General features: G+C 66.6%; 13 protein-coding genes. 1 reads left to right on the forward strand and 12 read right to left on the reverse strand.

All coding sequences use genetic code 11. From position 1 onward, the window contains the following. Positions 1 to 32: 32 nt before the first annotated feature. From flgL to DFO63_RS01005, 12 genes are all read right to left on the reverse strand, one after another. Positions 33 to 1235 (reverse strand): flagellar hook-associated protein FlgL, encoded by a 1203-nt coding sequence (gene flgL / locus DFO63_RS00950; RefSeq protein WP_049442736.1) that lies wholly within the window; start codon positions 1233 to 1235, stop codon positions 33 to 35. Then, complete coding sequence (flgK, locus tag DFO63_RS00955) at positions 1232 to 3112, reverse strand: flagellar hook-associated protein FlgK (protein WP_049442735.1); 1881 nt, start codon at positions 3110 to 3112, stop codon at positions 1232 to 1234. Before flgK ends, flgL begins: the two co-directional genes overlap by 4 nt. 8 nt (positions 3113 to 3120) lie before the next feature. After that, positions 3121 to 4320, reverse strand: a complete 1200-nt coding sequence (gene flgJ, locus DFO63_RS00960; protein WP_049442734.1) for a flagellar assembly peptidoglycan hydrolase FlgJ — start codon at positions 4318 to 4320, stop codon at positions 3121 to 3123. 1 nt (position 4321) lies between these two features. After that, on the reverse strand, positions 4322 to 5464 hold the full coding sequence (locus DFO63_RS00965) for a flagellar basal body P-ring protein FlgI (protein ID WP_049442733.1): 1143 nt from the start codon (positions 5462 to 5464) through the stop codon (positions 4322 to 4324). A 2-nt stretch (positions 5465 to 5466) separates the two neighbouring features. Further along, the gene (flgH, locus tag DFO63_RS00970; RefSeq protein WP_049442732.1) at positions 5467 to 6159 is read right to left on the reverse strand and encodes a flagellar basal body L-ring protein FlgH; all 693 of its coding nucleotides are present in this window, start codon (positions 6157 to 6159) and stop codon (positions 5467 to 5469) included. A 22-nt stretch (positions 6160 to 6181) separates the two neighbouring features. Further along, positions 6182 to 6967: a flagellar basal-body rod protein FlgG gene (gene flgG / locus DFO63_RS00975; protein ID WP_005416457.1), complete on the reverse strand. Its 786-nt coding sequence runs from the start codon at positions 6965 to 6967 to the stop codon at positions 6182 to 6184. 103 nt (positions 6968 to 7070) lie between these two features. Continuing rightward, on the reverse strand, positions 7071 to 7820 hold the full coding sequence (locus DFO63_RS00980) for a flagellar basal body rod protein FlgF (protein ID WP_049442731.1): 750 nt from the start codon (positions 7818 to 7820) through the stop codon (positions 7071 to 7073). 32 nt (positions 7821 to 7852) lie between these two features. Next, positions 7853 to 9076, reverse strand: coding sequence for a flagellar hook protein FlgE (flgE, locus tag DFO63_RS00985; RefSeq protein WP_014647063.1), 1224 nt, complete (start codon positions 9074 to 9076; stop codon positions 7853 to 7855). 32 nt (positions 9077 to 9108) lie between these two features. After that, positions 9109 to 9792, reverse strand: a complete 684-nt coding sequence (locus tag DFO63_RS00990; RefSeq protein WP_014037129.1) for a flagellar hook capping FlgD N-terminal domain-containing protein — start codon at positions 9790 to 9792, stop codon at positions 9109 to 9111. A 23-nt stretch (positions 9793 to 9815) separates the two neighbouring features. Continuing rightward, entirely contained in the window at positions 9816 to 10223 is a 408-nt protein-coding gene (gene flgC / locus DFO63_RS00995) for a flagellar basal body rod protein FlgC (RefSeq protein WP_049442729.1), read from the reverse strand. A gap of 3 nt (positions 10224 to 10226) precedes the next feature. Further along, positions 10227 to 10622: a flagellar basal body rod protein FlgB gene (gene flgB, locus DFO63_RS01000; RefSeq protein WP_005409576.1), complete on the reverse strand. Its 396-nt coding sequence runs from the start codon at positions 10620 to 10622 to the stop codon at positions 10227 to 10229. A gap of 149 nt (positions 10623 to 10771) precedes the next feature. Next, positions 10772 to 11716, reverse strand: a complete 945-nt coding sequence (locus tag DFO63_RS01005) for a chemotaxis protein (RefSeq protein ID WP_014037130.1) — start codon at positions 11714 to 11716, stop codon at positions 10772 to 10774. 141 nt (positions 11717 to 11857) lie between these two features. On the opposite strand from DFO63_RS01005, the gene flgA reads away from it, so the two are divergent. After that, the gene (flgA, locus tag DFO63_RS01010) at positions 11858 to 12514 is read left to right on the forward strand and encodes a flagellar basal body P-ring formation chaperone FlgA (RefSeq protein WP_049442728.1); all 657 of its coding nucleotides are present in this window, start codon (positions 11858 to 11860) and stop codon (positions 12512 to 12514) included. The last annotated feature ends 48 nt before the right edge of the window (positions 12515 to 12562 follow it).

The raw sequence follows: 12562 nt of genomic DNA on the forward strand, positions 1-12562 counted from the left end.
CGCGGCCTTCAGAGGGTGGCGCTTGGGAAGCGTCAGCGGAGCTTGTTGAACAGCGACATCGACTGCATCTGCGAGAAGATCGTCTGCGCCGCCTGCAGCGCGGTGCTCTGCAGCTGGTACTGGCTCAGTGCATCGGCGTAATCCAGGTCACGCATCTGCGACAGCGTGGTCTTCAGGGTCACGCCATTGGCCTCACGCATGTCGGCCGCGTTGTCCAGCGCCTTCAACTGTGCACCGCCTGCGGCACGCGAATCGATCATCCGCTCGGACGCGCGTGCCACGTCGCGCAATGCACTCTGCAGCTGGTTCTGCTGCGCGGTCATCTGCGCGGTGGTGCCGGTGTCGGCGCCCAGCGCTGCCACCAGGTTGTCCATGGTGGCGAAGATGTCGCGGCTGCTGGCGGCCTGTACGTTGAAACTGTCGCCCGCCGCCGGTGCGCCCGTGATGCGCAGGCGCACACCGTTCACTTCCAGATCGTCGCCAGCCTTGTAGGTACCGGTGCCGGTCACGTTGCCCGCACCGTCCACCACCTCGTACTGGTTGCCGGTGGTGAAGCGGACGCTGAAGCCCTGGCCGTTCCAGCTGTCGCTGCCATCGCGGGTGACGTTGGTCAGCACGCCGTTGCCGGTGTTGCCGGCCGCGGCGCTGCCGTCAACGAAGCCATCGCCGGTGGGAATGCGCATGAAGATCTCGCTGCCGGGCAGGGCATCGCGCACGTAGGTATCGGGGCCGACTTCGATCTGGCGCTGGGTCTGGTCGCCGCGGTAGACCACCTTGCCGTTGATCTTGGCAAACGGCGGGTCGCCGTCGTTGGTACCACCGAACACGTAGCGACCGGTGCCATCGTCGGCGTTGGCCAGCGACAGCAGGCCATCACGGATCTGGTTGACTTCGGTGATCAGCGTTTTCTTGTCAGCCGCGCTCAGCGCTGGATTGCTGGCCTGGATGGTCAGATCGTTGACGCGTGCCATCAGGTCGTTGACCTGCGCAAGGGTGTTTTCCTGCACGCCCAGGCGGTTCTGCACGTTGCCGGCGTTGAGCTTCATGCGGTCCAGTGCGGCCAGGCTGCGGTCAAGGCCGACCGCAGTGCCGGCGGCAACCGGATCGTCCTTGGCGCTGACGATCTTGCTGCCGGTGGCGATCTGCTGCTCCAGGTGGCTGAGCTTGGCCTGCTTGGCCATCATCAGCGACACGGACTGGTTGAACATCATGCTGGTGGAGATACGGCTGCTCATCGGCGGACGGCTCCCAGGATGGTCTGGAACATGCTGTCGGCGGTGGAGATCAGCTGCGAGGCGGCCTGGTAGGCCTGCTGCAGGCGCAGCATGTCGGCGGCTTCCTCGTCCAGGTTCACGCCGGAGATTTCATCGCGGGCTTCCTGCGCCTTGTCATTGATCACCAGCTGCGCGTCGAGCGAGTACTCGGCCGAGCGTGCGGCGGCGCCGACCTGGGTGGTCAGGCCACCCAGCGCACCGTTCAGTGTCACCGTTCCGGCGTTGAACGCCTTCGCGCTTTCCACCTTGGCCAGCTTGGAGGCGTTGCTGTTGTCCGACGAACCGGCCGGGGTCGGGGTGATGTTGAAGGTATCGCCCACCTTCGGTGCACCGTCCAGCACGAAGCTCCAGCCGTTGGCACTGATGGTCTGGCCGGGCGTGTAGGTCTGCGGCGGGCCACCGTCGATGGTGTAGGTGGTGGCCGAGGTGAACACGATCGCCGACGGATTGCGCAGATTGGCGTTGGTCGAATCGGTGACGGTGACGCCGCTCAGCTTGCCGGTACCGGTATTGGCGGTGGCGGCCGCGCCCTTCACCGCTGCAGCGGCGGCGATGCGCGACGGATCGGTGATCGCCACTTCCATGCTGCCGGCCACGCCAGCGGTCGGCTGCAGCAGGAAGCGGTCATTTGCAGCCGGCGTGCCGCCGACGACCAGCTTGACGCCGTTGATCAGCAGCGGATCGGCGGCGGTGCCGGTTCCGGTCAGCGGAATGCTGGCGCCGGTGTCGGCGCGGCTGGCCTTCCAGTTGGTGCCATCGAACTGCAGCACCACGTTCTGCGCATCCAGCTTGCCCAGGTCGCCGTAGGTCGCGCTGAGGCTGGCGGTGCCGGTATTGCTGTTGTTGCCGGTGACGCGCGGGTTGCCGATGTTGAAGAAGTCCCCGCCCATCTGGCCATACAGGTCGACGCCCTGGTGGTGCGCCTGGTTGAAGGTTTCGGCCAGGCCCACCGCCAGCTTGCCCAGTTCGGCCTGGGCAGGGGTCAGCACGGTGTCGCGGAACTCCAGCAGGCCACCGATCTGGCCGCCAACCGCCTTCGGGTCGAGGCGGATGGTGTTGCCCTGGGTCTCCAGCGCCAGCTGCAGGCGCTCGGGCTGGTACGGGTCGGCCACGGTGGTGACCTTGGTCGCCGTGGTACCCACCACCAGCGCGTTGCCGCCGGCGGTGTAGACATTCATGATGCCGCCGTCCTGGATCACCGCCGTGCCACCGGTGTAGCCGATCAGCTGGGTGATCAGCTGGTCGCGGCGGTCGAGCAGGTCGGGTGCGGCAGAGGCGATGTTGGTGCCGATGGCGCCGTTGATCTGCGCGATTTCCTGCGCCAGGCGGTTGACCTCGGTGGCACCGGCCAGCAGGCCGTTGTTGACCTCGCTGTTGAGGTTGTTCAGGTGGGTGTTGAGCTGCACGAAGCGGTTGGCCAACGCCTTGCCGCCGTCGAGCATGCTCTGGCGGTCGGCGGTGCCGGCCGCGTTGGACGACAGGCCGCTGACCGAATCGAAGAAGTTCGACCAGACGCCGGCCACATTGGTGGCCGGGTCGGAAACCAGCGCATTGACGCGGTCGGCCATGCCCGAAAGCTGCTTCAGGCGCGCCAGTTCACCGCTGCTGTCGAGCAGGCGCGAGATCGCCAGCTGGTCGGCCGTGCGGCGGATGTCGGTGATGCGGGTGCCGTTGCCGACCGTGCCATAGCCGTAGTTCTGTGGATCGGCGGTGGCGAAGTTGACCTTCTGCCGGCTGTAGCCGGGCGTATTGAGGTTGGCCACGTTGTGGCTGGTGGTCGCCAACGCACGCTGGAAGGCGAGCAGGGCACCGGTACCGGTGGAAAGTACGCTGGACATGGTGTTCCTCAACGACGAGTGATACCCAGCGCCGCGGTCGCGGTGCTGGCGAAGGTCTGGCCAAGGCGCGAGCCGGCGTCGGCCACGGCGGCCACGGCGCGCTCGATGGTCGGGCCACCGGCGATCGCGGCGATCTTGGCGGCGTAGCGCGGATCGGTGGCATAGCCGGCGCGCTGCAGGCCACGGGCGAAGCCCTGCACATCGGTGCCGGCCTGCAGGGCCTGCTGGTAGCGCGGGCTGGTCTTCAGCAGGCGCACGTAGTCGGCGAAGCTTTCGGCCGGCGAGCTGTAGGCGCGGAAGCTGGCGGTTTCGTTGCGGCGCACGCCATCCACGTATTCGTGGGTGCCGGCTTCAACGCGCTGGCCGCTCCAGCCGGTGGCCTTGATGCCGAACAGGTTGTGCGAGGTGCTGCCGTCGGACTGGCGGATGTGGCGCTTGCCCCAACCGGTTTCCAATGCGGCCTGGGCAACCAGCGCACGGGCATCCACGCCCAGTTCCCTGGCCGCGCTCTGCGCGTGCTGCCAGATGCTGGCGACGAAACCTTCCGGCGTGTGCGCGCCCAGCTGGGCCACGGCGGTGCGGGTGGCCAGCGCATCGGCCGGGCTGATGGCCGTGCCGCGATTGCTGGCCGTCGCCGACCACTGGTCGTTGTTGGCGGACCAGTCCTGGCCCTGCAGGTTGCCGATGTATGGATCTTCGGTGCCCAGCGAGCGGTGCAGGCTGCTGCTTTCGCGACCGGCGATCAGGTCCAGCGCCTGCTCCATCGGTGCCAGCGCTGCCTGTGCGCCGTGCTGTGCGCCGGCCGCCATCTGCTGCAGCATGCGCACGGCCTGGCTGCCATCTTCCAGCGGCAGCGAGGGTGCGGGCTTGGCCGGCGCGTTGAGTTGATAGGCGCGGCTGGCCTTGGCCGGGTCCACGCGGGTATCCAGCGCCGGGCCTTCGGCGGCCTGGCCGGACAGCTGGCGGGTGATCATGCCGGACAGGCCGAGCCCCTTGCCGCGGGTCATCGCCTCGGCAATCTTCTGGTCGTACATGTCGCGGAACATCTTGTTCTCGCCGGGAAACAGCGAGTCGCCGAAGCTGGCATCGCGCATGCTCTTGACCAGCATCTGTGCGAACTGGCCTTCCAGCTGGCGCGCGACCTTGTCGATCTTGGCCGGGTCGTTCTGCTGCGCCGGGTGCAGGTCGAATGCGGGATTGATGCGCATGTCAGATCACCTCGAGCTCGGCACTCAATGCGCCAGCCTGCTTCAGGGCTTCCAGGATCGCGATCAGGTCGCCCGGTGCCGCGCCCACGGCGTTCACCGCGTGCACGATCTCGTCCAGGGTGGTGCCGCCGCTGAACTTGAACATGCGGCTGCCGTCGTTGGTGGCGGTGATGGTCGACTGCGGGCTGGCCACGGTGCGGCCGCCGGACAGGGCATTGGGCTGGCTGACATTGGTGTTCTCCTGGATCGTCACCGTCAGCGAGCCATGCGCGATCGCCGCCGGGCCGACCCGCACCTGCTGGCCGATGACCACGGTGCCGGTACGCGAATTGACCACCACCTTGGCCGGGGCGCTGCCGGGGGTCAGCTCCAGGTTCTCGATGCGCGCCAGCAGGCCGATGCGTGCGCCCGGATCGGTTGGCGCAGTCACCGCCACGGTCACGCCGTCAACCGCACGTGCCGCACCCTCGCCGAACGCATTGTTGAGCGCGGCGACCATGCGCGAGACCGTGGTGAAATCGTTGTTGTGCAGGTTCAGGGTGATGTCGCCGCCATTGGCGAGTGGATCGGGCAGGGCACGTTCAACCGTGGCGCCATTGGGAATGCGGCCGACGCTGGGCACGTTCACCGAGACGCGCGAGCCATCCTTGCCCTGTGCACCAAAGCCGCCGACGATCAGGTTGCCCTGCGCGATGGCATAGATCTGGCCGTCGGCGCCGCGCAGCGGGGCCATCAGCAGCGAACCACCACGCAGGGACACTGCGTTGCCGATCGAGGACACGGTGATGTCGATCGGCTGGCCCGGCTTGGCGAACGGCGGCAGTTCGGCATGGATGGCGACGGCCGCCACGTTCTTCAGCTGCGGATTGACGTTCGCTGGCACGTTCACGCCCAGCTCGCCGAGCAGGTTCTTCAGGCTCTGCACGGTGAAGGGCGCCTGGCTGGTGCGGTCGCCGCTGCCGTCCAGGCCGACCACCAGGCCGTAGCCCACCAGGGCATTGCCACGCACGCCGCCGACCTGGGCCAGGTCCTTGATGCGCTCGGCACTGGCCGGTGCCACCATCGCGAAGACCATGAACACGCCACAGTAGAGCGACGCCATGCGTCGCTGCCAGGAAGAAGAGGAGAAGAGTTTCATGGCCATACTCAGAACGGCGTCAGGCCGGAGTTGAAGAAGCGGCTCAGCCAGCCCATCGCGTTGGATTGCGCGACCGGGCCGCGGCCGCCGTAGACGATGCGGGCTTCGGCCACGCGGCTGGAAGGAATGGTGTTGTCCTGGCTGATGTCACCCGGGCGCACGATGCCCTGCACCTGCACCAGTTCATCGCCCTGGTTCAGCCGCAGGTTCTTCTGCCCCTGTACCACCAGGTTGCCGTTGGGCAGGCGCTGGATCACCGTGACCGTGACACTGCCCTGCAGGCGGTTGCTCTGCGCGCTGTTGCCCTTGCCGGTGAAGTCACGCTTGCCCGCCGCCGTGGCACTGAGGATGTCCTTGCCGCCCAGGGTGACCGGTGCGCCGAGGATGGACGGGGTGCCCAGACTCAGGTTGGATTCCTTGTTGGTGGCGGTGTTGGCACTGGTCTGCGCGGTGGTGTTTTCCAGCAGGGTGATGGTCAGCAGGTCGCCGACATCGCGTGCGCGGCGGTCCGAGTACAGCTGCAGGGTCGGGCCGGCGGCGTAGATCGCACCGGCGGTCGGCGCGGCCTGCGGCGGCATGATCGGCTGGATCGGCGCCATCGCCGCGTAGGGGCGCACGTCGCCGGCGATCACGCAGCCACCGAGCAGGGCGACCACGGTGCAGGCGAGGGCAGTGCGGAGGAGTCTGGAAAGGGGCGACATGGCGGTTTCCCGGTTGGGCCGGTCAGATCTTGTTGTTGAGGTAGCCGAGCATGGAGTCGGTGGTGGAGATCGCCTTGGCATTCATTTCGTAGGCGCGCTGTGTTTCGATCATCGACACCAGCTCTTCGACCACATTGACGTTGCTGCCTTCCAGCGCGCCCTGCACCACGGTGCCGAGGCCGTTCAGGCCGGGGTTGCCGTTCTGTGCCGGGCCCGATGCCGTGGTTTCCAGGAACAGGTTCTCGCCGCGTGCCTGCAGGCCGGCCGGATTGACGAAGTCGGTCAGGGTCAGCGCACCCACTTCCACCGATGCAGCGTTGTCGGCCATCTTCACGCTGATGGTGCCGTCGCTGCCGATGGTCACCGACTGCGCGCCCTCGGGAATCTGGATGCCCGGCTGCACCGGGTAGCCGCTGTTGGTGACCAGCTCGCTGTCCTGGTTGATCTTGAACGAGCCATCACGGGTATAGGCCGAGCTGCCATCCGGCATCTGCACTTCGAAGAAGCCGCGGCCGTTGACCATCACGTCCAGCGCGCGGCCGGTCTGCTGCTGGCCACCCTGTTCGAAATTCTTGGCGGTGGCGACCACGCGCACACCGGTACCCAGCTGCAGGCCGGTCGGCAGCTGGGTCTGCGCCGACGAAGAGCCGCCTGGCTGGCGTACCTGCTGGTACAGCAGGTCCTCGAAGCTGGCACGGTCCTGCTTGAAGCCGGTGGTGTTGGTGTTGGCGAGGTTGTTGGAAACCACCGACATGCGCATCTGCTGCGCATCCAGTCCGGTTTTCGCGATCCACAATGCCTGGTTCATCTTCGGTGTCCTGTCTGGGTGAAGCCGGCCGCGCGATGCGGCCCTTGGTAACGGGTGTGCAAGCGGTGTGCCAGCGCCACGCCCGGGCGGCGCCGGAATTCCGTCAGCTGCCCAGGCGCAGCAGGCTGTTGACACTGCGCGCGTTGTCGTCGCCGTGTTTGATCACCTGCACCTGCATTTCGTACTGGCGCTGCAGCTGGATCATCTGCACCAGTGCGCCGGCGGCATCGACGTTGCTGCCTTCCAGCTGGCCGCTGTGCACGGCGGTACCCTGCGCCGGGGCGAACGGCTGGCGCGGGTCGGTGTTGCGGAACAGGCCATCCAGGCCACGCTCGAGGCGCTCGTCCGGCGCCTGCACCACCTTGATCCGGCCGATCTGCGCCATCGTCTGCGGGCCTTCACCCTGCGGGATGATCGAGATCGTGCCGTCGCCGCCGATCTCCATCGCCTGGTAGGGCGGGATGGCGATCGGGTTGTTGTTGTCATCCAGTACCGTGCGGCCGCCGGAGGTCACCAGCTGGCCGTTCGGGGTCACCGACAAGGCCGCGCCGCGCGTGTAGGCTTCGCTGCCATCGCTGGACTGCACCGCCAGCCAGGTGCCGCTCTGGAGCGCCAGATCCAGCGGTTTGCCGGTGATGTGCTGCGCGCCGGGCCGGCGGTTGAAGCCGGCGTCGACGTGCAGCGCATCCACCCGCGAGGCAAAGCCCGGGCCCTTGATCGGGAAGGCTTCGGTGTTGGCCAGCGCTTCCTTGAAGCCAGGGGTGTCCGAGTTGGCGAGGTTGTGGCTGAGCGTTCCCTGCGCCTGCAGGGAGGCGCGGGCACCGGTCATCGCCACGTAAAGGGCTTTATCCATGCGGGGAGTTCCGTGACAGGGTCAGCAGCTCATCAACGGATGTTGATGACGGTCTGGGTGATCTGGTCCTGCGTGGTGATCATCTGCGCGTTGGCCTGGAAGTTGCGCTGCGCGGTGATCATGTTGACCAGCTGCTCGGTGAGATCGACGGTGGACGCTTCCAGCGAGCCGGCCTGGATCTTGCCGAGGTTGGAGGTGTCCGGCATGCCGGTGCGCGGCGTGCCCGATTCGAAGGTCTCCACCCACAGGTTGTTGCCCTTCGATTCCAGGCCCTGCGTGTTGTTGAAGGTGGTCAGTGCGACCTGGCCCAGCGGCTTGTCGTCGCCGTTGGAATAGCGCGCGTAGACCACGCCGGATTCGGATACAGTCACTTCGTTGAGCTTGCCGGCGGCATAGCCGTCCTGCTGTGTGTTGCGCAGCGCGAACTTCTCGCCGTACTGGGTCGAGCCGCTGATATCCAGCGTCATGTTCAACTGGCCGGCACCGGTGGTCGGGGTGAAGGTGCCGAGGCTGACCTTGCCGTTGGCCGGTGCGACCAGCTTGCCGCTGTTGTCGAAGGTGACCGGGGTCGGTGCACCGGCCGGCTGGCCATCGACATAGTTGCGCACGGTCCATTCGTTGGGGTTGGCGCCCTTCACGAAGTACGAGACCTGGATGTGGCTCACGCCCAGTGAGTCGTACACGGTGATGCCACCGCTGGAGTGGTTGTAGCTGTTCGAATCGGCCGGGTCGAAGGTCGCCACGGTCGGCTGCTTGGCGTTGGCCGGCAGGGTGAAGCCAACCTTCACTTCGCTGGTCTGCTTCGGCGGGCTGTCGGTGGTCAGCAGCTGCAGGTCGACCAGGCGGCCGGCATCGAAGTTGGTGCCATCGGCATTCGGTGCGAACACCTGCAGGCGCGCACCCTGCGGATTGACCACGTAACCGGCGGAGTCGGTCTGGAAGTTGCCGGCACGCGAGTACACGCGCGAACCATTCATGTTCATGGTGAAGAAGCCTTCACCGGAAATGGCCATGTCCAGGCTGCGCCCGGTCTGCTCGTTGTGGCCCTGGATGAACTGCTGGGCGACGTTGGAAACGCGCACGCCCGAGCCGGTCTGGTTCTTCGACAGGCCGTAGCTGGTCGAAGCGAACAGGTCGGCGAACTCCGCGCGCGACTGCTTGAAGCCGGTGGTGTTGACGTTGGCGACGTTGTTGGCGGTGACGCTCAGGTCGGTGTTGGCGGCATTGATGCCGGACAGCGAGACATTGAAGCCCATGGGATGCTCCTGGTTGATGCGGAATGTGCGGCTCAGCTGACGCGGAGCACGTAGTCGATCGGGGCCGTGCCCAGGCCCTTGAGGTTCAGGTACAGGCCGTCGGAACCGACGGTCACGCTCTCCACCGGCGCCTGTACGTAGGTGGACAGCTTGGTGCTCTTGCCGGCGGTGTCGACATGGTTGGCGACGACGGAGTACTTGCCCGGCTCCATGCGCTTGCCATTGGCATCCTTGCCGTCCCACTGGAAGGCGGTTTCGCCGGCGGCCTTGGCTTCCACGCTCAGCGAGGTGACCTTGGCGCCGTTGGCATCGGTGATATCCACGGTGATGATGCCGGCCGACGGTGCGGCCACCGTGCCTTCGACATTGCCTTCCTTCTCCAGTACCAGCTTTTCCGACGGCACCAGCACCTGGTGGCCAACCAGCGCCGCGCCACGCAGCACCTGGTCGCTGGCCATCGATTCCTGGAAGCCCTTCACCGTCTTGTTCAGATCGGTGATGCCCTGCACGGTGGACATCTGCGCCATCTGCGCGACCATCTGCGTGTTGTCCATCGGCTTCAGCGGATCCTGGTGCTGCAGCTGCTCGGTCATCAGGCGCAGGAAGTCGGCCTGGTCGAGCGTGTTCTTCTTTTTCGTGGCGTTGCTGTTGGGGGCGTTCAGGCCCAGCGCGGAATAGACGTCCTGGCTGGTCTGGTTGTTGACGGCGGTGGTCATGGCGGTATCCGGTGCTGCGGGCCTCAGCGGCCCATGGTCAGGGTGGCCAGGGCCAGTTCCTTGGCGGTAGTCAACATCTCCACGCCGGCCTGGTAATTGCGCGAGGTCGAGATCAGGTTGACCATCTGCGCCACCGGATCGACGTCGGGCTGGTAGATGTAGCCATCGGCGTCGGCCAGCGGGTGGCCCGGCTCGTAGCGCTTGATCGGCGCGGCCTCGCTCTGGGTGATCTCCTTCACCTTCACCGAGGTGATGTTCGGATCGCTCTTGCTGGTGACCGCCTGGAAGATCGGTTCCAGCGGCTTGTACACGGCGTCGGCGGAACCGGCGACGGTGTCGGCGTTGGAGAGGTTGGAGGCGATGGTGCTCATGCGCACCGACTGCGCCTGTAGCGCGGAGCCGGCGATATCGAAGATCGGCAGGTTGCTCATGGCTTACTGCCCCGTGATCGCGGTCAGCATGGAACGCACCTTGCTCTCGACGAAGCTGAGCGAGGCGCGGTATTCCAGTGCGGCGCGGCCATAGGCGGCACGCTCGGCATCGGGGTCGACGGTGTTGCCGTCCAGGCTGGGCTGCACGCCTTCGCGCGCGATCTGGAACGGGTTCAGGCCACTACTGATCTCGTAGTGCTGCTCATGGGTGGTGGCCATCAGGCCATTGGCATCCTGCCCCTGGGCATGGCGCAGGGCGGCATCGAAGTCCAGGTCCTGGGCCTTGTAGCCGGGAGTGTCGGCATTGCCGAGGTTGCTGGCGATCAGCTTCATCCGCTGTTCGCGCAACGGCATGGCCTGGGCGTGGACGCCCAGGTAGTCGGTAATCAGGTTGCGCACGGTGCACTCCCACGGGAACGTTGCCCGGGAAGCTGCAAGGGGTGTGCCAAAGGCGTGGGGTCAGATCCCCGCAGGGGCTCTGACCCCGTGGTTGACGCATTGCGATGCGGGGTCGGAGCCCGTTCCGGGATCCGACCCCTCGGCGGGCCTTACGCCGCCAGCGCGACCTTGCGCAGGCGGTCCAGCACGAAATCGGCCAGCTCGTGCGGCGAGTACTTGGCGACGAAGGCGTTGGCACCCACGCGCTCAACCATGGCGTTGTTGAAGACGCCCGACAGCGAGGTGTGCAGCAGCACGTATAGGCCGGCCAGGCCCGGGTGGCGCCGGATTTCCGTCGTCAGCGTGTAGCCATCCATGGCCGGCATCTCGATGTCCGAGATGACCATGGCATAGCGCTCGGCCGGGTTCTCGCCCGAGGCGTGGACCTGCAGCAGGTGGTCCAGCGCCTGCTTGCCGTCGGAAAGCAGGGTGGCACCCACGCCCAGCTGGTCCAGCACGCTGCGGATCTGCTGGCGGGCCACGCGCGAGTCGTCCACCACCAGCACCTGCAGTTGCGGGCCATCGGCGGGCATGGCCATTGCCGGGTCGAGTACCGCTTCTCCGCGCACCTGGGCGATATCGGCCAGCACGCTCTCAACGTCGATCACCTGGATCAGCTCACCCTGGAAGCGGGTCACCGCGGTCAGGTAGCTCGACTCGGCGCCCAGCTCCGGCGGCGGGTGGATGTCTTCCACCGCGATGTTGACGATGCGTTCGACGCCGCTGACCAGGAAGCCCTGGATCGAGCGGTTGAATTCGGTGACGACCAGGTAGCCCGGCGATGTGTCCGCATCGGGCTCGCGCTCGGGGTGACCGATCGCCAGGCCGAGGTCCAGCACCGGTACCGAGCGGCCGCGCACGTCGGCCACGCCGGAAAACTGGCTGGGCAGGCCGGGCACCTGGAACAGCTCCGGGCGCCGCAGGACTTCCTGCACCTTGAAGACATTGACGCCAAAAAGCTGACGTCCGCCGAGACGGAACAGCAGCAGCGCCAGGCGGTTGTGGCCGGCCAGTCGGGTCCGCTGGTCGATCCGGTTGAGCAGGTCATGGGACATGGCTGCTGTATCGGCGTGGTGGGTACGGAACTTGAGCGCTTTTGCAGCGTCGAGCCATGCTCGACTCTACAAAAGGCGGCCCCGTCGATCTGGCACACCCCTTGCACGCACCTGGGCCAGATCCTTTCGACAGGAGGCGCCATGCGCCGGGTCACATCCCTATTCGCCATCGCGCTCGCCGTGGCCGCGCCGTGGGCGACCGCTGCGGACTGGCAGCCGGTGGCCAGCATCCGCACCGCGGCGCTGTCGACACTGCCGGCCGGCAGTGAAGGCGAGGCGCAGGTGGCCGATGCGCTGCGCCTGCCGAAATGCGGCGGCGCGTTGCAGGTGCAGCCCACGGCCAACACCACGGTGGAGGTCAGCTGTCCCGATGCGGGCGGCTGGCGCCTGTTCGTGCCGGTGAAGGTGCGGCGCAACCAGACCGTGCTGGTGCTCAACCGCGGAATCGGCACTGGAGAAACCCTCACTGCCGCCGATATCACCACTGCCCAGCGTGACGCTGCCCGGATTGCCGGCGCGGTGCTGTCCGATCCCAATGCGGCGATCGGCCGCATCGCCCGCCGTCCGTTGCAGGCCGGAGCCCTGCTGTCGAACAACGATCTGGTGGTCCAGCGTCTCATCAAGCGAGGAGACAATGTGGCCCTGGTGTCGCGCCGCGGCTCGGTCGAGGTCCGCATTGCCGGCCGTGCGATGGGTGATGCGGGTGAGAACGAACGGGTTTCGGTCGAGAACCTGTCCTCGCGGCGGATCGTGCAGGGCACGGTCGATGCCGCAGGTGACGTAATCGTGGCGCGTTGAATTACCGCAAAATATCCCTAAAGATCACGGCCCTGCGGCCGTTATCCC

The organism is Stenotrophomonas sp. AG209, from assembly GCF_003550055.1.
In the GTDB taxonomy this organism is placed as follows: Bacteria; Pseudomonadota; Gammaproteobacteria; order Xanthomonadales; family Xanthomonadaceae; genus Stenotrophomonas.